The organism is Enterococcus sp. BWB1-3 (assembly GCF_016745275.1).
Taxonomy (GTDB): Bacteria; Bacillota; Bacilli; order Lactobacillales; family Enterococcaceae; genus Enterococcus_L.
In genome coordinates this window covers 198,120-217,943 of the sequence record NZ_JADOEP010000005.1, presented here as the reverse complement: position 1 = coordinate 217,943, position 19,824 = coordinate 198,120, and the positions used below count along the sequence as shown (strand labels likewise).

Here is a 19,824-nt window from a genome sequence, read left to right as displayed (position 1 = left end):
GTTGTACATGAATGAAGAATGCCAAAAAGATAACAAGTTAGAATAACGACATCCGATTGTTTCGCTAACTGTTTGTTTTTTCGGTTTTTGACTGTATCAGGAGTATATTCTTCATACAACCGTAATACTCGAAGCAGTAAATTTTCGAAAGTTATAGTAAAATGAGAGTTGGAAGGTTCTTGCATGCTTTTTCATCTCATTTCTTAACCGATTTGAGGCTAGTGTAGCAAGAACTTTCTTTTTTTGCATGTTTAAACTATTTTAACTAGCACTATGGGTTAACTACATAAAATAAGAATTAGTATATTAGCAAAAAATGCCAGTATAATTTTTTCCTACCCCCAATTTTTCATTAACATAATAAAAGTCAAAAAATAATATATTGAACTATCTCACATAGCCAATAAATATACAAATACACTTCAAAATGTTCATTTTAAACGAACTAATAGTTGTCTGTTAATGATATCATATATAAAACAATTTAATCAATGCTATTTATCTAGTAATTCAATAAATTTCATACTTTTTTTTAGACATTTATTAGATTATTCGGGCTTCTCCAACTATTTTTAAGACAACTCTCTTTAAATTGTACGAAGTGCTATCCAACAATATTTTTAGATATGAAGTAGATAGTGACAAAGATCATTGAAGTAATTCTTCTGGAATCTCAATTTCATACCCAAATCCAATACAACACTGATTAATCGATAATTCCCCACCTGATACTAATAAAACCGCCAACAAATCCATCATTTTTCCTTTTAATTTTCCCATCATATTCTTTCATCTCCTAGTAATTTATATAGTACAGGCATGGTCAGCAGTGCTGCCACAAAAGCACCTGTCATTAACAAGTTCGCAATATACGTTTGATTAAAACCTAAAGCAATAAGGAAAACTAGCACGTTAGAACACAACGCCTTTTGTCTTAACAGTCTTTTCTTTTCTTCATAGCAGATCTTATTCTTTTTAGTTACTCCTGGTGCATAGATCCATAAAATTGAACTGGTTCCTGCAAACAACATCATGAGAACATAGACTGAAAAAGGACCCATCATACAAAATTTAGCACAACCTAAAAATATAATGGTACTGAATACCGTACAAAGCTGACTAGATTTAGCATGAGCACCGTAAGAAAATGTTCGAATCATCATAAAACCAACATGGAAAATAATGACAGCTGTTAATAATTGAAACAAGTAGGCCAGAAAATAAATAATAACTAATTTTGTTACATTGATTATAAATACATTTAACCCAAGTTTCAGTTTCAACTGTTCAATCCTATCCAGATTGCATTTTTGACAAATTGCTTCTGCGCTCTGATCGACAAGCCGATCTGTAAATGACAACTTTTGACTAATTTTTTCCATATTATTTGCTCACCTCTTGAATTTATAGTAACAATCAACTCGGACAAACTGTGTGTTTTTTCTTATCCATACACAAAAAGAGCGAAACTGCAAAAAAGCATATAGGGAATACACACTTCTGTAATCAAAAGTGCGTATTCCCTATATACTTTTTAATCTGATTTAAATCGTTTCCATCTCAATTTTGTAAATAGCACATAATTTAAATAGCCGATTATTAGCCAAAGGTATTTCCTGAATTTCATAGTCTATGGCATTGTCTTTTAAATATCGCTTAACAAATTTCTGTAGGACTCCTTCAGTTTTACCAGACTCTGTTGTTAAATCATCCTTGGCAGAGACTATAAGTAAATAACTACCTGCAGTGAATTCTGGAAAATCTACATTTTCTAGTATATCAATCCTCTCTTCTTCTCTTATGTAAAAAATATTCTTATTGATAAATATCAGTGCACAATCACCAGATAAATCAAATAAAGAGTCACTTTTGAAAAAAATGTCAAACAGGAACGGACGAAAGTCACCTGTTTGAACTAACTCATTTAAGAGCTTTCTATCAATACTTTGAAGCTTGACAGATTTTAGCAATTCTCTCATTGATATTACTTCTGCTTTCAGTAATATTCACATCCTTACTGTATCTATCCCTCTCATGCTCTTTTTAAAAGCTTCGGATTAGAATACGCATTCTGAAGATTTTCTTCTATAAAGTGATTGTCATAGTGACCACTAATAAAGTCCTGATCGGATAAAACGGCCAGAAGAAAAGATACATTCGTTTTAATTCCGCTGATAATTGTTGTTTCTAATGCTACTTTAAGCTTTTTAATAGCTCCTGCTCTAGTCTTATCATGAACAATAATTTTTCCCAGCATTGAATCATAAAATAGAGGTACTTGATACCCTGAATAAATGAATGTATCTACTCGAACACCTGGAGATCCTGTGGGTAATACTAGAAAATCAATTTTTCCTGCAGATGGAAAGAAATTATTTTCCGGATCTTCTGCATTAATTCGACATTCTAAGGAATACCCCGTTAATTGAATATTTTCTTGCGTACAGCTAAGTGGAAGTCCAGCAGCAATAGTTATCTGTTCTTTTATAATATCTACCCCGCTGATCATTTCTGTAATAGGATGTTCAACTTGAACACGCGTGTTCATCTCCATAAAATAGAAGCATTTCTTTTTATAATTATATACAAACTCTACCGTACCAGCACCAAGATAATTTAGACTTTCACTAAAACGGCAGGCTGCCTCACACAATTCCGTCCGAATTTTTTCATCCAATAACGGAGAGGGGGTCTCTTCTATAATTTTTTGCATCTTTCTTTGAATCGAACAATTTCGTTCTCCTAGATGGATGATATTTCCCTGAGAGTCGCCTAGTATTTGAACCTCTACATGTAAAAACTGTTGAATGCATTCTTCAATATAGCAGCCTTGGTTATTAAAGGCTTTTTCTGCTTCTTTTTTGATAATCTCATAATAATGAAGCAACTCTTCTAGGTTTTCACAACGTTTGATTCCTTTCCCACCTCCGCCATGTGTAGCCTTAAGGAGAATCGGAAAATTTAATTTTCCAGCTTCTTTTTGCAGCTGTTCAGATGTTTCAATCGCCTGATGATTTCCTGGAATTACTGGTATACCTGCAGTTTTTGCAAGTCTTTTGGCCTCAAACTTATCTGCCAGCTGTGATAGATTATCTAAGGATGGACCAATAAATGTAATTCCTTCCTCTTCACATATACGGCATAGCTCCATATTTTCAGATAGAAAACCATATCCTGGATGTACAGCTTGACAACCAGTAATTTTAGCAACATTAACAATAGCTTCTACTTTTAAATAGCTATCAATAGACGAAGCCGGCCCAATTTGATAAGCTTCATCAGCAAACGCCACATGAAGCGCTTCTTTGTCAGCTTCTGAATACACAGCAACCGTAGCAATTCCTAGTTCCTTACAAGCTTTGATAATTCGGATAGCTATCTCACCGCGATTGGCAATCAACACTTTTTGAATCATGCTGATGCCTCCTCAATCACCGCTAAAGGCTGTCCATACTCAATCATCATTCCGTTAGATATCAGGATTTCTTGAACAGTGCCTGAAGCTGCAGCTTTAATTTCCATAAAGCACTTCATCACTTCTACCAAACCAATAACATCATCTACATTGATTTTTTTACCGATTTTTAAATACGGTTCCTGATCAGGTGCTGAACGATCATAGAAAATACCTGTCATTTCTGATATCAGTTCTTTACTATTCATAGTAGCCGTATTCTGATACAGTTTTTCCTCTGCTTCGAAAACAGTTGCTTCTGATATACTTTTTTTCGGTGACTCTTTATCATTCGTTTGAACTAGTATCCCTTGCGGTTCCTTTTTGATAATGATGCGCAAGCCTTCAGCTTCATATTCAAAACTTTTGACTTTTGTCTGCTCGCAATACTTCATCGCTTCAAATAGTAATTTTGTGCTATTGAACATCTTTTATCAGCTCCTCTTCACTTTTGCCACCTATGACTTGATCCGTTCCCATCGATAAATATTTTTCAACTCTTCGTTGCATCCTTTCAGAAGCATCAAGCAATAATAATTTTGATAGCTCATGAAACAAAAATGTATCAATCACTCCTACTTGTTTATCGATATCCTGACTAGCATCTGGGGTAATCTCAGGTATGATTCCATCAATAATCTTTCGTTCCGCCAAATCCGCAGCTGTTATCTTTAAACTTTCAGCTGCTTTAGCAACTAGATTACTATCTTTCCATAATATAGAAGCTGCCCCTTCAGCAGAAATAACCGAATAAACGGATTTTTCTAGCATGAATAGCTTGTCTGTCGCGCTCACCGCTAGTGCGCCCCCACTGCCGCCTTCTCCAATCACTAAAGAAAGGGTTGGAATATCTGCTCTTAACATCGTCTGAATGCATTGCGCGATTGCCCAGCTTTGGTTAGACTTTTCAGATTTTTCAGTAGGATCTGCCCCTTTCGTATCTACAAAAGAGAGAACAGGGCAATTAAATTTTTCTGCTAATTCGATTATCCGTTTCACTTTTCTAAATCCCGCCGGGGAAGCCATTCCAAAATTTCGCTCACTATTTTCTTTGTAGTTTTTCCCTCTGTTTTGCCCAATGACTGCTACTGGAATATTATGAAATACAGCTAACCCTGTAAGAACGGCTTGATCATCAGCAGATGTTCGATCACCATGCAATTCGATAAAATCTGGAAATAGCCGTTGAATGTAATCTTCAGCATTCGGGCGCTCCATTTTTCTAACCAAATCCAAATGTTCCTTCGCATTACTACCACTCTTATCTAAGGGCATTCCTGCCCTTGCTCGAAATGTTTTTCCTTTTCGAGAAGGCTTCCCTTTCTTACCAAACACTTGAAAGAGCTTTATCAAATAGTCACGCTGTTCTTTCCTTGAGACAATGTCATCAACGTGCCCATGCTTGAAAAGAAATTCGGCGGTTTGAAAATCTTCTGGCAGTTGCTCCTTCAGTGTTTTCTCAATCACTTTTCGTCCCGCAAAACCGATCGTCGCCTGAGGCTCAGCGATAATAATATCTGCAACATTGGCAAAGCTGGCAGAAACACCGCCTGTAGTTGGATGAGTCATTACAACGATACTCAATAATTTTTTCGCTCTTAATAGCTCAAAAGCTTGAATTGTTTTTGCCATTTGCATTAAACTGTACATGCCTTCTTGCATACGCGCCCCCCCTGAAGCTGTGAAAATTACAAATGGCAGCTCAAGTTCACAGGCGGTTTGTATTGCTCTATATATTTTTTCTCCAACAACAACGCCCATACTCCCCATGCGAAATGAGCTTTCCATAACGGCAATCACACAATCTTGCCCCTGAAGCTTTCCTTTACCTGTAATGATAGCGTCTTGTAACCCGCTCTTCTTTTTATCAAAAATCAATTTGTCATTATATCCATCAAAATTTAGAGGATCTTTGGTTTTAAACATCTGATTAAATTCCAAAAATGACCCTTTATCGCATAATAATGCTATTCGATCTCTCCCGTGTATGTTCTGGTGACATCCGCATTTATAACAGACATAGTGGTTTTCTTGATAAACGCTCTGCAGTAAGCAACTACTACAACTTTTACAAGTTATATAGCAATCTTCAATAATGGTTGTCTGATCTCTTTGTTTTAATTGCCTGTATATTTTTTTCTTTGGTTTGACTTTATACGTCGTCATATAACTCCCCTCCCTTTACGCTTCCAGCTTCACTTTTTCAAACATGCAGCATATAACAAAAAATGTGTTCTCATGTTGTTTGTAATAGATAATCAGTCGATTATCTGGACTAAGCAATACATTCTCAACTTCCGGAATTAGATTGATCCAGATTTGCCCGTTTCGAATATCCATCACACTGATTGATTTCAAGCCTAAACTTAAGCCTACGCCAAGAGCCTTACCAACAGCCTCCTTGATACTCCATATCAACGTTGCTGCCCAAGCTTTATTTTTGGGAAAACACTCTCCAGAATCAATGATTCTGCGTTCCTCAAAAGAAAAGATACTTTCATTTTCTACTATTGCTTCACTGGTAATCACTTCCTGTACATCAACCCCCATCCAGCAATTCTTACCATGACTGATAAGAATACTGGAATCACTATGGGAAAGTGAGGTTGATCCTTTGATGCTGCGATTATTGACATGAATTCTAGGTTTCCCTTTGGTTGGACCATCGGTATCATTTCGAATCTCAACGTCCTTCATATCAAGAAATAAATGTTCACTGTCAATCATCTGACGGAAAAACTCTTTTGCAAACGTACGGCTATAAACATATTCTTGACCTTTGTTACAACGTTCTTTCTTTTTTAAGATAGACAATTCTTCTTCACTTAAAAACTCTTCGTAATTTCTGCTGTGCTCTTCCAGCTCCTCTTTGAAGGTATATGCATACCTATGCCAGATACCTTCAAAAATTTCAATTTTATCCTGCCTTTTCTCAAAGCATGTAATCTCTCCTTGTATAATCATTTATTCTCACTTCTTCCTGATGAACAGTCTTTTTCATGCCATTTTATTCTAGTATTTCTTTGTACGATACTTCTTTAAGCTGTCTTTTAGCAATCATAATAGATAATTCAATCGATATAGCCGTCAGTACGAGACATACAACTACAGACAGTGGACTAACATCCATTTGATACAGCATATCCGTTGTTTTAGATAAGAATCCAAACATCATCATGGATAAAAGGATTGAGTATGGGATGGATATAACGTAGCCAATAAAAGCGACTTTTCTAAAACCGCTATATACTGCTTGATTACACTCTTCTGCTGAATAACCCATCATTTTCATTGTTGCAATATATTTTTTATAGCTCTTTAATACATTTAAGAATGCTAGAATCAGTATTGCCAAGCCCATAATTAAACCAGACATAAATAAGAACACAGCTAACAGTTGGTAGGTTTCGTTCTCAGAACGCATTTTGTCTTCTAGGCTACTGGTTTCAATGGTGCTTACAGGATTACGTTGAATCTTTTCAGGTGCTAGATTCGTCAACACACTGTTGTACGTTTCTTTATCAAGTAGCCCTGTTTTCAAAGCTGTGTCCTGTGAAAGATACACAGATTTTCCGTAGTTTCTCTGATCCACTGCTGAGATTTTTAATTCATGCTTCTTACCACTTAATGTGACAGATACTGAATCACCAATATTTAAGTCATACCTTTGACTCATCCATTGATTGATGACTAATCCGTTTTCGTCGGCTAAGTTAATTTTTTTTTGTCCACCCGTACTCTTGTGTAAGGTCAACAACGAAGCAGATTCCTGTTGTAAGATATTCAAAGTGATATTCGTCAGATTTTGATTTCCTTTACTTAAAGAAGCAGATAAATAGTAGTAGTAAACGGTATCTGCTAAGTTTGCATCGGGTTTCAATTCTTCTGTGTAATGAACCTCTCTCTCATAAGCAATGCCTTCTGTGGCATTTTCCACCATATTTTCAGTCATAAAATACGTCATATACGCAAATTGGCTTTGAACACCTAATGCAAATCCACCAAAACCGACAAAAAATAGTGTACTTATGCTAGAACGTACAATAATACGTTTCAAACCTGCCAGAAAATTATGTTCTTTTATTCTAATATTGGCCTTAATAATCCGCTTGCTTACTTTTGTCTTCACTTGACCTTTCATTAATTGTAGAGCTGGTTTTTTTATCTTTAAAAGACAAGTAGCAACAGAAAATAATCCAGCACAAATTGAAGGTAACAGAACCAACATAATCAAAAGCAAGGGCTTTATCCCATCCTCATGACTAGGCAAAAGCAGAGAATGAAACATCATTTCATAATAAATTGGCGATAGTAAATACCCAACAAAATAGCCAACTCCTGCTGGAATGAACACGATGAAAAATGTCACAAAATATTTTCTTACAATCTCTAAACTTGAATAGCCCATAGCTTTCAGTACGCCAATATTGACAATATCATGATCAATTTGCTTTCTTGTTGAAACCATGATTAGTATGAACGCAATCAGCAGCAATAAGCTCACTGCAAATACAGCAATAATCATATTCATATTCATTATAGAAGTAATCGTGCCATAAACTGCTGGATTTTCTTCATTGGACTCCAGTTGATAAAATTGTGTGTCTTTTTGCATTTCACTAAAATTAGACTTCTTTCCAAAAAACTTCCCAACAAATGTGCTACTACTGCTATTTGAATATTTCTGATCATACTCTTGTTTGAATAGAACGATTATTCCTTGACTCTTTTCATCATAAAGTTCCCCCGCATCGTCTACTATCGGTGATAGTATATTGGAAACCGTAACGATTCCTGATATTTTATATTCTTCATCATTTAAAGTATAGGTTTGACCAACCTCTAACTGATTTGTTTTAGCAAAATTTTTATCTACAACCAGTTCACTATCTTTTACTGGCAGCTCCCCTTCTTCTAAAAGAAATCGATCCATTTTTCTATCAGCACTTATTACTCTGTAAATAAGGTTATTTTCTCTTACTATGGAATACCGATGTTCTTCCCAGGTAAAATCGTATTTTTTAGCTAGCTCTTGATTCTTCGCTTCAATGGACTTAGTCACACCTCCAGCTTCTAACATGTCCTGTTCAGTTACCGAAGGATAGTAGCTAAAATCACTGACTGCACCTTCTGCTTTCACTTTATCCAAAGACTGCTTCAAATCACGATTGCTTTCTATAAATATCGTACCAATCGTGATCGCCAGAAATACAACAACCATCGTACATAATGTATCTAATTTATTCTTCTTGAAATGTGATAAAAAATTCATAATTATCCCCACCTAATCTCATCGACTGACTTTTTATTTGTATTTTGATAAATTTCTTCAATTTCTCCGTTCTTCATTCTCATCACTTTTGTTCCAATATCAGCGATACCAGCATTATGGGTAACCATGATAATAGAAAAGCCTAGCTGCTCTTGAAGTTCAATTAGCAGTTTTAGTACCTGCTTACTGTTTTTTTCGTCTAATGCTCCTGTTGGTTCATCACAAAAAAGATATTTTGGTCTTTTGGCCAATGCTCGGGCAATTGCAACCCGCTGTTGTTGACCGCCAGAAAGTTGATGAGGCATTCTATCCAACAAATCATCCAGACCTAAAGACTGTATAATTTTAGAGAAATCACGATTATTAACCAGATTTGCTCCTATTCTAATATTGTTTAATACGTTCAGTTCTGACATCAAATAATATCCTTGAAAGATAAAACCAACTTCATCTCTTCTGAATTTTGTCCGTTGTTTTTCAGAAAGCTTGCTTATATCTTTATTTTCATAAATAATTTTTCCTTGATCACTTGTATCTAAGCCCGACATAAGATTCATTAAAGTTGATTTACCAGAACCGGAAGGACCTAAAATAACTAAAAATTCTTCGTCTTCCACTGTAAACGTCACTTTGTTCACTGCATAAAGATTATTTTCTCCATTAAGGTACTTTTTCACTAGATTATTTATTTTGATCATGTCGCGTTCTCCTCCAAAATTGTATAAATTTTATATGCACTTCTAAATGCTCCATAGACACCAAAGTCTGTTGACCAATTGCCGCAGATATACAGACCGTTGATACCTTTAAAAACAGGTGAAAAGCTATTCGTATTCTGAACAGATTTTCCTGTCCTTATCCAGCCAAACACAGAACCTTCATCTACAGAGACAACTTTAGAATAATCATCATTTTCCAAAGCAAATGGGGCCTCTAATTTATCAGAGACTTCTGGCATTGCCTCTCTAATCAATTTTAAAACAGCTGCCAGTTCCACTTTTTCTTTATGATTATGTAATAGAAAAGTAAACATTATTGTTCTTTTAGATTCATTAAATAAGGGGTCAGCTTTGTGAGGAAGGCTAATCATGCAAATCGGTAATTTGTCACTGGAAGGTGCCAGATATAGTTGTTCCTTCATCAAAGGTGATGTGTCCTTTCCAAGGTAAGTATTATCACTTGATAGACCTAGGACATCCTCTAATAGTTCTGCAAAAACCCGAAAAACAGATGGACCCTTTTCCAACTTCTTCATTTTTGTACTATTTCTTAGTTTCTGGCAGCTTTCTGGCAGAATATTAAATGGAAAAACAGTAGATATAATTTTGTCTGTTTCTATCTCGAAAATCGTTTCTGTTTTTAATTCTTTACAACGGATTCCTGTAACAGCAGTTTCTTTATCTACAAGTAGCTCTAAGCACTCCACATTCTTTTGAATTTTCCCACCATTTGTGATTATTTGTTGTTCAAGTTTGTGAATTAGTTTTTGTGGTCCACCTTTTACATAACAAGCACCAATACTATAAGAAATAACGAGACTTAAAACTGTAAAAGCTGAATCTTCTCCTAAAACGGCACCATATCCTGGTCCAAATGAAAGCAGCAGTTTCTTCAGTAGTTCATTCGTAAAATACTCTGATAAAAACTGATTAAAACTTTTCTGTGATGTTTCCATAAACATCTTTAAAAGCAATGCATCATCATTCACAATAAAAGCCTGCTGATAGCTGATTAGTTTTTGAATAAACGCTTCAACTGCTGCCTCATCTGGAAAATTTTCTGTAATATAGACGGACAACTCTGAAAGTTTGACTGGTAGCTGATGTGATTTTCCATCAAGAAGGATCGTCAAATATTCTGTTTCAATGAACGTTTCATCATAATCAATAACCAACTGATTAAGAATTTTTCCGATGGGTCCAGATTTAGATATTCCACCTAGATGGTGAGCGCCTAGATAATAGTTCGTTGTTCCAGAAGTGATCGTCTGGCATAAACCGCCCAATAAATCACTTTTTTCAAAAACAATAACCTCATTTTCCTTGGACATTAGCGCTGCCGCTGCTAAACCGGATATTCCACCTCCGATGACGCTGATTTTCTTCTTCATACTACTGACTTCCTTTCCAAATGCTAAGTCTCTGCAAATAATTCAATTTTTTTCATTGTTTCAGTAATGATTGCTACCATTTGATCGCAAGCTTCTTTAGTAATTGTTAATGGTGGTGCTACAATCAAGACATTCGTATCGTCTGGATAAAGCATCAATCCTTTGTTTAGCATAAATTTAGATGCAACTTCGGCAATTCCCCATTCACTCATTCCCTTCATAGGAATTTCTTTAAAAATCAATGAAATCATCAAACCGCTGCCTTTTACTTCTTCTAATAAAGAGTTATTTTTCAATTCAAATGTCAACTGTTCTTTCAAATAGCTCCCCATTTTCTCTGCGTTCTCAGAAAGCTTCTGCTCTACTAATTCAGTAATTGTGGCTAACGCAGCAGCACAAGCAACCGGATGACCACCAGAAGTATAGCCGTGATCCAACATTGCACCTTCTGAGTCACTCCAAAATTCATTGAAAATCTTTTCGGTAACCATGACACACCCCATCGGTATATAGCCCGAAGTCATCCCTTTAGCAGCCATCATTAGATCTCCGTATACCTCGTATTGCTGCGAAGCAAACATCTTACCTGTGCGACCAAATCCTGTGGCTACTTCATCAACAATAATTAGCACATCATTTTCTTTACAAATAGAGAATACTTGCTCAACATAGTCTTGGGGCAACACATTAACTGCATTTGACAACTGTATCAATTCAAAAATAAACGCACCTATTGCAGTATCTTCTCTTTTTATGTAGGCCTCAAATCGTTCGACAGCTTCTGTAATCTTTTGCTCTTTTTCCGACTCTGAGTCATTACATGAAAGGATAGGAGGCTCTACTTGAAAGAAGCCTTGAGGTGAAAGTGCATATTCTTCATTGCTATAGCAATCCTGTGCGACCATTTGAGCAGCAATCGTTGCCCCATGAAATCCACCACTTAATGCAAGAATCCCTGTTTTGCGACTCTGTTGGTTATATCGATATTTTCTAACAATCTTAATGGCTGTATCACAGGCTTCTGACCCGCTGTTTGTAAAAAAGCAGCTATGAAAATGTTGATCTGTCAGTTCCTTCATTTTTTCAGAAAATTCAATAGCTCGATCATTTGTCGTTGTATACAGCGTAGAATTATCTAACGTATTCAACTGATCTACAATGCTTTTGATAACACGTAGATTTTTATGTCCTACATTTGCACTTAAGAGATTGGAAACTCCATCATAAACCTTTTTGCCATCTTGATTGATAAAATTATTTTCATTATCAACTTCTGTTAATATTTGAAAGTTTTTATCTAAGTATGATTTCATTTGTTTAAATGAATTCCAAACAGCTTTTCCTTGTTCTTTCTTATACCGTTTTTTCATTGTTTCTCCCTTCTATACTGCTTATCTAGCTGTATAACCGCCATCAATCACAATATTCTCTCCAGTCATGCTCGTTTGATTTAAAATAAAGGTAATTGCTTGGGCAATATCACTGTTTTGAATGTATTGTTTTGGAAGACCGCCTGTTGTAAACATCCATTTTTTATTCTTTGAAAGCTGATTCATTGCATTCGACAGCATGTTTGTTTTTACGAAACCTGGGCTAACAGCATTTACCAACACACCTTGATCACCATAGTCTAACGCCATGCATTTAATCAATTCGATTACAGCTGCTTTTGATACCGAATACGCACTCATATTATAGGTGCCAACAACGCCTAAGTGAGATGCTAAAGCAATAATATGGGCATGTGTATGTTTCGTTAAGTAAGGTAATAGTAATTTAGAATATTCAAACACTAGATTTACGTTAACATTCATTGTCAGCAGCCATTCTTCTTTCGAAAGTTCTGTGACACTCCCTGGAATCATCAATCCGCTGGCAAATATCACTCCGTATAGTTCACTAGCTTGATGAGCATAATCCAACACCACTTTTTTTGATGCTTCTTCTGTTAAATCAACCAGAAAGCTTTTAATACCCGCACGCTGATATGCTAAATGCTTTTTTTTATTCTTATCAAAAACGATAACATCATATTTTTCAGTCAGTTTTACCACAAGTTCTGAGCCAATCCCGCCAGAGCCACCGAAAATGAGTATCTTTTTTTTCATCTCAGTTACCCCATCCCTTTTATGTCAAGCCGCCATCAATCACCACTGTTTGTCCAGTAATATAGCTTGAATGATCACTGCAAAGAAACACAACCAAATCTGCCACTTCTTCCGGTGCTCCCAATCGTTTCATCGGGATAGATCCTCTTAGTTCCTTAAGCTTCTTCTCTGGAATTTGCTGCACCATCTCCGTATCAATATATCCTGGAGCAATAGCATTCACTCGAATATTTTTTGTTGCAAGCTCTTTTGATAAAGACTTCGTTAAACCATTTACTCCAAATTTAGAGGCGCAGTAATTGGCCTGACCAGCAACTCCGATAACACCGCTGACTGAGCTCATATTAATAATTGAGCCAGATTTATTTCTAATCATTTCCATAATCACCTGTTTGGACATATAAAAACTTCCATTTAAATTTGTCTCAATAACAGTTTCCCATTCCTCATCTGTCATCATGAAAAACAGTTTGTCTTTTGTAATTCCTGCATTATTCACCAAGCAGTCGACCCCGTCTAGGGTTTCAATCATTTCTTTTACCTGAGCTTTCACAGCATCTTTTTTAGAAACATCTAATTGAAAAATGTGAAGGTTTTTCTCAAATTCTGGCAATTCTTCTTTTAACTGGTCTGCATGTTGCTTAGAATGTATATATGTAACAGCAACCGTTGCACCTAGTTCCAAACACTTTTTTGTAATGTGTCTGCCTATTCCCCGGCATCCGCCAGTAACAATGACTTTCTTATCATCTAATCTCATGATTTCTCCTTTGTAATAACCGTTGCTGTATAATTTCCTGAAACATCATATCCAGTGATTAGAATGGTTTTTAAACGGTCTGTTTTGATATTTCCCCCCAATTTTGTTGGGACATATCCGTTCTTTAAAATCAATGCTCCTGCTAAGAGTCCAACATTACACGAGGAGCCTAATGTTTCACCGAATAGCTTCTTCACATTGTCAATGCGAGGAATTTGCGTTCCAAAGATATCCTTCAAAATACCACTTTCTAATGTATCAAAGTATGAGCCGTTACTGGAATCAATAATCAAATCAATTTCAGAGTGATTTCCTCCATTCACCTGCTTCAAAAGTTTAGTGAGGTTTTGCTTCACTCTTGCTTCGTTCACTTTTTCGATCAATGGATAGATTCCTAAATTACAGTCTTTCGTTTCAATAATTTCACAGTATCCCATGTTTGATTCATCTGATTTCTTTAAAACAAAGGTAACTGAGGCTTCCTGAACAGGAACAGCTTTCGTGATCTCTTTTTGATTGAAGGCTTCATAGAGTTCTTCACAATATTCCTCAACTGATCCAGTAACAATATGATCTGCTACATCTTTTCTCAATAATGAACTGGAATAAGCAATATTATTGCTGCCCATCAAAATTGTGCTCACACCTTGGAATCCATATTCCATACACACATGTCCTACGCAGGTATTAGAAACTGTATTTGCAAAAACTGTTGGGCTGCATAAATCCTGATCTCCTTCATGAACCATTTCAGCAAAAGCCAAGTTAGAAACCATTGGACCATATCCTGTTGAAAAAATAGTTCCTACTTTAGTTTTATCTAAAGATTCCGTATCAATATGGCTTGATTCCAATGCTTTATGTGTTGTGTAAACAGTCATTTCTGAATAACGGTTCATTCTCCGTCTTTTCTTCTTAGGAACGACAGATTCAAAGTCGATTTTGCCATGACTATCTGTTGATTCAGCTCTCATATCTAAATTCGCCCAAATCTCATCCAGATCATTTCCAAGCTTACTGATAACGCCAATTCCCATTACTTTTATATTTTCCAATGTGTTCACTCCAATTCAAAATTAGTATCAAAATAGTAGGTAATAATTCCTTTGGCAGCAATTTTTCCATTAACTTTTGCTTTACATTTCACTCGAACAAATTTTGATACTTTTTGTACAAATTTTGCTTCAACAATGACTTGATCACCAGGGCGAATTTTTTTAAGAAATTTAACATCTTCAATTTTTGATAAATAAGCTTTTAAAGAACGTTCATCATCACTGTAAAACATAAAGCCGCCAATTTGGGCCATCGTTTCAATCAATAACACGCCGGGAAAAACCGGCTCATCTGGAAAGTGACCTTGTGCCCAAGGCTCGTTTACGCTGATACATTTAATTCCTCGTACATATCTTCCAAAATCTATTTCCTGAATATCATCAACAAACAGCATTGGATATCTGTGAGGTAAGGTTTCTAAAATTTTGCTATATTCCATCCATTTACTCCTTTACTATCCACTCTAATAGTTGGATTCCCTGATTTTCTATCTCTATGATTTTTGTCAGGCAACGGTCTAACTGTTGTTGTTGTTCTTGATTCATTGTTGAACCTGTCAAAATCTTTGAAAGTAGTTTCCATTCTTTGGCAGCTTCTTTATAATGAATTGCAGATTCTAAAAATTGCTTATCTCCAGTAATTTCTGCCGCTTCTTGTAAAAAACGTCCATAAATACGTCTAAAATTACCTCCGCCAGTTCCTAATTTTTCCATTAAAATCCCGAAGGTTGCTATAGTTTCTTGTTTTTCCTCATAAAGATCATTATTTGATACAATCGTTAGTAGCTCTTTACGGAATGTACCAAGTCCTTTCAATCCCATTTTGAAAGCAAACGGATACTTCATTCTGTGAATATTCAATTCCACTGCTTGAATCATTTCCTGATGATACGAACCTGAATAAGAGGGTAAAATAATGCTTCTATAATTACTTCTTGGATTTACTCCACTTTCTGTTGCTCCCATTGCTGATTTAAGATCTTCAATAGAAATAACTTTTGGTTCTGCCCAACGATGATCCAATAGTGTCACAATTTGGCTCTTTCGATCACACTCTACAATAATTGCATTATGTAAGCCAAAACCGATATTATTCAAACTGGCTAAATAAGGTTTAAAGTATGGTAAATGTTTGATCGATAGGTCTAAAATAACTGGAATTCCTTCATCGACCATTGTAATGATTGTGTCAAACGCTTTATCTGGATCGTCAAAGTTTCCACTAACATACTCTCCACCCAATAATGTAGCTAAATTTAATTCCAGACTCTCATTTTTTCCTGATAAAAAGCATTCATCCGATTCTTTATAATACTGATAAATGAAGCCTAAACCAGAACCGCAACCAAAGGTCATGGCTTCAGAAAAGGGATAGCCTTGCGCCTGAAGCAGCACTTTTGAAGCATTTGTACCACAATTTGATCCTGGTGTGTGTGTATTTACTACATCAACTGTCAACATACTCAAGCAACTATATCTCCTTTCACCATTGTTATGGTTTCATAATCAGCTGCGATTTTCTTCAACTGCGCTCTAGTTTCTTTCGTTAAAAGTTCTCGATAGCCTTCTGCGATTTCCAGCCATTTTAACTGCTGCAAATTTCCTTGACTCACATAAAGATTTTTTAACAGTTGTTCTTGTTTCTTATTCGCCATAGTTGTATTAAATCGTTTCAAGTAGTAAGACACCGCTGACTGAACTGAGAATTTTATCGAAACATCTGTAATCCTGCTCATTCCGGGAACATTCAACATGATCATTTCCCATTGATTGTTTGTTTTTATACAACTTTCGATAGCTAAGCATTGTTCTTTTCCAGTTTTAGGATTGATAATCAATAATGATTCTTCTGAGTAACCGCAACAAACAACGGGTACTTGCTGTATTGATTCCTCAAGTAGTTCTCCTTTTACGAAAACAATTGGTGGCGCTAATCTCATCTTGATATTCTTTTTTACATTCTCCATAAATAATTTCGGATCATCGTGATGAAAACTTTCCAAGTAAAGTCCCAAGCTGTATGCCATACTGGCTTCTTTACCGATTCTACACTCCTGATGCTCTCCGCTTTTCACAAGAAAGCCACCATAAGTTAGATATAATAGATCCTGATCAACGGAAGAACCTGCATATTTTAATACATTGAAATAGGTGTTCAACTCTAAATCGTGGCTTTTAATCCAAGACTTACTTAAACGTGGAAAACATCTTTTCACCAATTTCACCTCTTTCATAAGCTTCGATTCTTTCCATTATCCACTTTGGAACACTTAAAAGTAGTTGTTCTTGATCGTCTACCATGGCATGAATCGTTTCACCTGTTGCGATGACTTTCCCAGAAGCTGATTTCATCTTATAGGTAAATCGGACTTTGCAATTATTTATAATAGAAAATTCCAATTGAATCAGTGTTTTCTCAAAATTATACTGAACCGCCTGACGATACTTACATGTGGCTTCGATTACCGGAAATTTTAACGCTCGTCCATTCAACATATCGCCACTAAATCCTAATATATTTCTTGAAAAAGCCATTCTAGCTTCTTCAAAGTAGCAGAAATAGTTGCTGTGATGAACAATCCCATAACCATCAGTATCTCTGAAACGAACTTGATTTCTATATTCATAATTCATCCTTTTCACCTCATTTCACTGATTTTGTATCTATCGGATGTAAAATTCATTTGATTATCCACAACGTTCAAAATGTGATAGGCTGCTGAAAACCAGGCAAATCCCCAATGAGTACAGCTAAAATCTGTAGAAGTATGTTTTCTAATTAAATTAGTAGGATCTTTGAGCGACTCTTTTTTGCTAAATGCCCATGCGTATCCTGCACCATTGACTACGTCAAACCTTTGATTTATTTTTGAATCATCTACGACCTCAGTTTCGCTGCTACTTGTCACAAAAGGTGTCAAACATTCTTCTACTTGACCCATGGAAATAGTTTCTCGATTATAAGAGACTCCTTCAAAACACCATTGAGATGGAGCATTGTAATTTAGTAGTTGACTGTTCCAGACCTTCGTGATGATTTGATCTCCCTGATTTATCAGATATAACGTATCCGAAGCCAACGTTATCTGAGGGGATAAATATCCGACTTTGATTGAATTTTCACTACTTTTAGTAACCTGTCTCAAATCAATAACGGCATCCATAGTTTCTTCAAATTCAGCCGTATCATTTGAAAACTTTTCTATCTTCAACTCTGATATATCATGAACTATTCTTTGCTCTGAGGATTGTTTACCTACTTTCTGACAATACGCCAAAGCATCAAATGGTAACGCACAAATATCAAAGAATTGAGTATAGAGATATCCTGCAAAAACAGAAAATGTAACTTCTTTAACTGGTATAAGCGTTTTTATAATCCTGATAAATGTCGGATCTTGAATACCAATATACTCAATTACTTCCTCAACATTTTTATTGTAATATTTTGCAGAAGCAGAAAATTTTACTTTCTTCCCATCAAATCTGCTTGTAATAAATTCAGACCACTCAATTCCTATTCGTTCTATTTCTGAAAAGAAATAATTAATTCCTTCTACCTCTTTCGGAAAATCATTTTCTAATTTTTTTTGAAAACTCTGAATGTTCATCTCATACACATATTCTTCTTTATCTAATACAATGGATAGCTGAACAGCGTTTTTTCTTATTTCTAGTGAGTCCTCAACAGTGTCTTCAAAAAACTGTTTCATGATCCCTGTTTTTAAATCATTTCCAAAAAAAGGGTACACAGATACATCCTCGATCTGGTCAGTAAAGCGAAGGACCTCGTATTTCTTCTTCAACAATGACGCAGCTAAATCACCTGACAGATTATTGCCAATAATTCCAATGCGCTTATTCATGAACTCTTCCTACAAAGATACTTGCTGTATTGCCAGCAAATGCAAATGAATTAGAGAGTGCATAATCTACAACCAGTTCTTCCTTAGAAGTGTTGAAATGATTCGCTCCACACTCGTCCAGTTTATCTTCCAACCGAATTGTCGGTGGTACGATTTGATGATGAATCGATAACATTGTTGAAGCCAATTCCAATGCACCAGCGGCAGCCAAACAATGACCAATCATTGATTTATTTGATGATACATACAGCTGTTTTTGAGATTTTTCAAAAAATCGATCAACGGCTCCAGCCTCCATGACATCATTCAATTTTGTTCCTGTACCGTGAGCATTCACATAGTTAATTTTATCCAACACATATGGATGATCTTTTACCGCCATATTCATAGAAGCCGTAGCTCCAACTCCCTTAGGATCTGGACTAGTAATATGATAAGCATCATTATTAATTCCATAGCCTAAAACTTCACCATAAATTTTAGCGCCTCTTTTTTTCGCATTTTCTAATGTCTCAAAAGTGAAAAAAGCTCCGCCTTCACCAATATTGATACCATCTCGCTGTTTATCGAATGGGCGACACTGATTATTACTCAACGAACGTAGTGCATGAAAACCATAATTAGAAAACTCCGTCATTGGATCTGCTCCACCAACAATGACCAAATCAGCATTTTCTTGTTGGATTAAATCAAAAGCAATCCCAGCTGCTGTTGTTCCTGCTGCACAAGCTGACAGGGTTGTATAACAGCCACCTTCTACACCTGTTTCTTCTTTGATTGTTGAAACAAATTGAGGAATCTTAACTAACCAGTCTGCATTTTTCTTGCCATTTTCTTTGTCATTCACATATCCAAGAATCCGGCCATTAGATGCCAAAGAAGTGGCAAATGAAAGACACGCTCGATCTTCCATTTGCTGAATATTTTCTTTTGTTAACCCACTATCTTCCAGTAGCTCTTCTACAGAATTTTTAACGATATAATCAATTCTTTCAGGTTCATCAGAACTTGTAGTAAGATATGGCATCTCCCGTTCAATTTCACCTACAAAGGACGTACTAAGCTTTGAACCATCAAATAATGAACATTCCTTCAATCCACTTACACCATTTATAGTATTTTCAAAAAATTCATCTTTATTATCACCATTTGCGCAAATAACGCCGATGCCGGTTACAACTACTCGATGTTTCGTCATA

General features: G+C 35.8%; 20 protein-coding genes and 1 pseudogene. All 21 read right to left on the bottom strand.

The annotated features are described in order from the left end of the window. A pseudogene (locus IW492_RS18025) lies at positions 1 to 185 on the bottom strand (IS982 family transposase); the annotation flags it as partial. A gap of 463 nt (positions 186 to 648) precedes the next feature. Continuing rightward, positions 649 to 783 carry a cyclic lactone autoinducer peptide gene (locus tag IW492_RS06160; RefSeq protein ID WP_202066700.1) on the bottom strand — a complete coding sequence of 45 codons (135 nt, stop codon included), beginning with the start codon at positions 781 to 783 and terminating at the stop codon, positions 649 to 651. Next, positions 780 to 1,382, bottom strand: coding sequence for an accessory gene regulator AgrB (locus IW492_RS06155; protein ID WP_202066699.1), 603 nt, complete (start codon positions 1,380 to 1,382; stop codon positions 780 to 782). The genes IW492_RS06160 and IW492_RS06155 overlap by 4 nt, the downstream gene beginning before the upstream one ends. 162 nt (positions 1,383 to 1,544) lie before the next feature. After that, positions 1,545 to 1,979: a hypothetical protein gene (locus IW492_RS06150; protein WP_202066698.1), complete on the bottom strand. Its 435-nt coding sequence runs from the start codon at positions 1,977 to 1,979 to the stop codon at positions 1,545 to 1,547. A gap of 53 nt (positions 1,980 to 2,032) precedes the next feature. Beyond that, a complete protein-coding gene (locus tag IW492_RS06145) occupies positions 2,033 to 3,415 on the bottom strand; it encodes an acetyl-CoA carboxylase biotin carboxylase subunit (RefSeq protein WP_202066697.1) in 1,383 nt (460 codons plus the stop codon). Further along, entirely contained in the window at positions 3,412 to 3,882 is a 471-nt protein-coding gene (locus IW492_RS06140) for an acetyl-CoA carboxylase (protein WP_202066696.1), read from the bottom strand. The genes IW492_RS06145 and IW492_RS06140 overlap by 4 nt, the downstream gene beginning before the upstream one ends. Beyond that, positions 3,872 to 5,620: an acetyl-CoA carboxylase, carboxyltransferase subunit beta gene (accD, locus tag IW492_RS06135; RefSeq protein WP_202066695.1), complete on the bottom strand. Its 1,749-nt coding sequence runs from the start codon at positions 5,618 to 5,620 to the stop codon at positions 3,872 to 3,874. The genes IW492_RS06140 and accD overlap by 11 nt, the downstream gene beginning before the upstream one ends. Before the next feature lie 15 nt (positions 5,621 to 5,635). After that, positions 5,636 to 6,418: a 4'-phosphopantetheinyl transferase family protein gene (locus tag IW492_RS06130; protein WP_202066694.1), complete on the bottom strand. Its 783-nt coding sequence runs from the start codon at positions 6,416 to 6,418 to the stop codon at positions 5,636 to 5,638. A 43-nt stretch (positions 6,419 to 6,461) separates the two neighbouring features. Further along, positions 6,462 to 8,726, bottom strand: a complete 2,265-nt coding sequence (locus IW492_RS06125) for an ABC transporter permease (protein WP_202066693.1) — start codon at positions 8,724 to 8,726, stop codon at positions 6,462 to 6,464. 2 nt (positions 8,727 to 8,728) lie between these two features. Beyond that, positions 8,729 to 9,424, bottom strand: a complete 696-nt coding sequence (locus IW492_RS06120) for an ABC transporter ATP-binding protein (RefSeq protein ID WP_202066692.1) — start codon at positions 9,422 to 9,424, stop codon at positions 8,729 to 8,731. Next, positions 9,421 to 10,836, bottom strand: coding sequence for a phytoene desaturase family protein (locus IW492_RS06115; protein ID WP_202066691.1), 1,416 nt, complete (start codon positions 10,834 to 10,836; stop codon positions 9,421 to 9,423). The genes IW492_RS06120 and IW492_RS06115 overlap by 4 nt, the downstream gene beginning before the upstream one ends. Before the next feature lie 23 nt (positions 10,837 to 10,859). Then, positions 10,860 to 12,206 carry an aminotransferase family protein gene (locus IW492_RS06110; protein WP_202066690.1) on the bottom strand — a complete coding sequence of 449 codons (1,347 nt, stop codon included), beginning with the start codon at positions 12,204 to 12,206 and terminating at the stop codon, positions 10,860 to 10,862. Between the two features lie 21 nt (positions 12,207 to 12,227). Continuing rightward, entirely contained in the window at positions 12,228 to 12,944 is a 717-nt protein-coding gene (locus tag IW492_RS06105) for an SDR family NAD(P)-dependent oxidoreductase (protein ID WP_202066689.1), read from the bottom strand. A gap of 19 nt (positions 12,945 to 12,963) precedes the next feature. Further along, positions 12,964 to 13,704, bottom strand: a complete 741-nt coding sequence (gene fabG / locus IW492_RS06100) for a 3-oxoacyl-[acyl-carrier-protein] reductase (protein ID WP_202066688.1) — start codon at positions 13,702 to 13,704, stop codon at positions 12,964 to 12,966. After that, the gene (locus tag IW492_RS06095; protein ID WP_202066687.1) at positions 13,701 to 14,759 is read right to left on the bottom strand and encodes a beta-ketoacyl synthase N-terminal-like domain-containing protein; all 1,059 of its coding nucleotides are present in this window, start codon (positions 14,757 to 14,759) and stop codon (positions 13,701 to 13,703) included. Before IW492_RS06095 ends, fabG begins: the two co-directional genes overlap by 4 nt. A gap of 5 nt (positions 14,760 to 14,764) precedes the next feature. Further along, positions 14,765 to 15,199, bottom strand: a complete 435-nt coding sequence (gene fabZ / locus IW492_RS06090; RefSeq protein ID WP_202066686.1) for a 3-hydroxyacyl-ACP dehydratase FabZ — start codon at positions 15,197 to 15,199, stop codon at positions 14,765 to 14,767. 4 nt (positions 15,200 to 15,203) lie between these two features. Next, a complete protein-coding gene (locus IW492_RS06085) occupies positions 15,204 to 16,220 on the bottom strand; it encodes a BtrH N-terminal domain-containing protein (RefSeq protein ID WP_236671815.1) in 1,017 nt (338 codons plus the stop codon). Between the two features lie 2 nt (positions 16,221 to 16,222). After that, complete coding sequence (locus IW492_RS06080) at positions 16,223 to 16,975, bottom strand: hypothetical protein (protein WP_202066679.1); 753 nt, start codon at positions 16,973 to 16,975, stop codon at positions 16,223 to 16,225. Then, the gene (locus IW492_RS06075; RefSeq protein ID WP_202066677.1) at positions 16,947 to 17,393 is read right to left on the bottom strand and encodes an acyl-CoA thioesterase; all 447 of its coding nucleotides are present in this window, start codon (positions 17,391 to 17,393) and stop codon (positions 16,947 to 16,949) included. The genes IW492_RS06080 and IW492_RS06075 overlap by 29 nt, the downstream gene beginning before the upstream one ends. A gap of 5 nt (positions 17,394 to 17,398) precedes the next feature. Then, positions 17,399 to 18,625 carry a hypothetical protein gene (locus tag IW492_RS06070; RefSeq protein ID WP_202066675.1) on the bottom strand — a complete coding sequence of 409 codons (1,227 nt, stop codon included), beginning with the start codon at positions 18,623 to 18,625 and terminating at the stop codon, positions 17,399 to 17,401. Continuing rightward, positions 18,618 to 19,823, bottom strand: a complete 1,206-nt coding sequence (locus tag IW492_RS06065; RefSeq protein ID WP_202066674.1) for a beta-ketoacyl-[acyl-carrier-protein] synthase family protein — start codon at positions 19,821 to 19,823, stop codon at positions 18,618 to 18,620. Before IW492_RS06065 ends, IW492_RS06070 begins: the two co-directional genes overlap by 8 nt. Position 19,824 lies beyond the last annotated feature (1 nt).

Bases quoted from the DNA above. Each gene is read 5' to 3' on its own strand.
- IW492_RS06160 (WP_202066700.1), bottom strand. From the start codon at position 783: ATGATGGGAAAATTAAAAGGAAAAATGATGGATTTGTTGGCGGTTTTA.
- IW492_RS06155 (WP_202066699.1), bottom strand. From the start codon at position 1,382: ATGGAAAAAATTAGTCAAAAGTTGTCATTTACAGATCGGCTTGTCGAT.
- IW492_RS06150 (WP_202066698.1), bottom strand. From the start codon at position 1,979: ATGAGAGAATTGCTAAAATCTGTCAAGCTTCAAAGTATTGATAGAAAG.
- IW492_RS06145 (WP_202066697.1), bottom strand. From the start codon at position 3,415: ATGATTCAAAAAGTGTTGATTGCCAATCGCGGTGAGATAGCTATCCGA.
- IW492_RS06140 (WP_202066696.1), bottom strand. From the start codon at position 3,882: ATGTTCAATAGCACAAAATTACTATTTGAAGCGATGAAGTATTGCGAG.
- accD (WP_202066695.1), bottom strand. From the start codon at position 5,620: ATGACGACGTATAAAGTCAAACCAAAGAAAAAAATATACAGGCAATTA.
- IW492_RS06130 (WP_202066694.1), bottom strand. From the start codon at position 6,418: ATGATTATACAAGGAGAGATTACATGCTTTGAGAAAAGGCAGGATAAA.
- IW492_RS06125 (WP_202066693.1), bottom strand. From the start codon at position 8,726: ATGAATTTTTTATCACATTTCAAGAAGAATAAATTAGATACATTATGT.
- IW492_RS06120 (WP_202066692.1), bottom strand. From the start codon at position 9,424: ATGATCAAAATAAATAATCTAGTGAAAAAGTACCTTAATGGAGAAAAT.
- IW492_RS06115 (WP_202066691.1), bottom strand. From the start codon at position 10,836: ATGAAGAAGAAAATCAGCGTCATCGGAGGTGGAATATCCGGTTTAGCA.
- IW492_RS06110 (WP_202066690.1), bottom strand. From the start codon at position 12,206: ATGAAAAAACGGTATAAGAAAGAACAAGGAAAAGCTGTTTGGAATTCA.
- IW492_RS06105 (WP_202066689.1), bottom strand. From the start codon at position 12,944: ATGAAAAAAAAGATACTCATTTTCGGTGGCTCTGGCGGGATTGGCTCA.
- fabG (WP_202066688.1), bottom strand. From the start codon at position 13,704: ATGAGATTAGATGATAAGAAAGTCATTGTTACTGGCGGATGCCGGGGA.
- fabZ (WP_202066686.1), bottom strand. From the start codon at position 15,199: ATGGAATATAGCAAAATTTTAGAAACCTTACCTCACAGATATCCAATG.
- IW492_RS06085 (WP_236671815.1), bottom strand. From the start codon at position 16,220: ATGTTGACAGTTGATGTAGTAAATACACACACACCAGGATCAAATTGT.
- IW492_RS06075 (WP_202066677.1), bottom strand. From the start codon at position 17,393: ATGAATTATGAATATAGAAATCAAGTTCGTTTCAGAGATACTGATGGT.
- IW492_RS06070 (WP_202066675.1), bottom strand. From the start codon at position 18,625: ATGAATAAGCGCATTGGAATTATTGGCAATAATCTGTCAGGTGATTTA.
- IW492_RS06065 (WP_202066674.1), bottom strand. From the start codon at position 19,823: ATGACGAAACATCGAGTAGTTGTAACCGGCATCGGCGTTATTTGCGCA.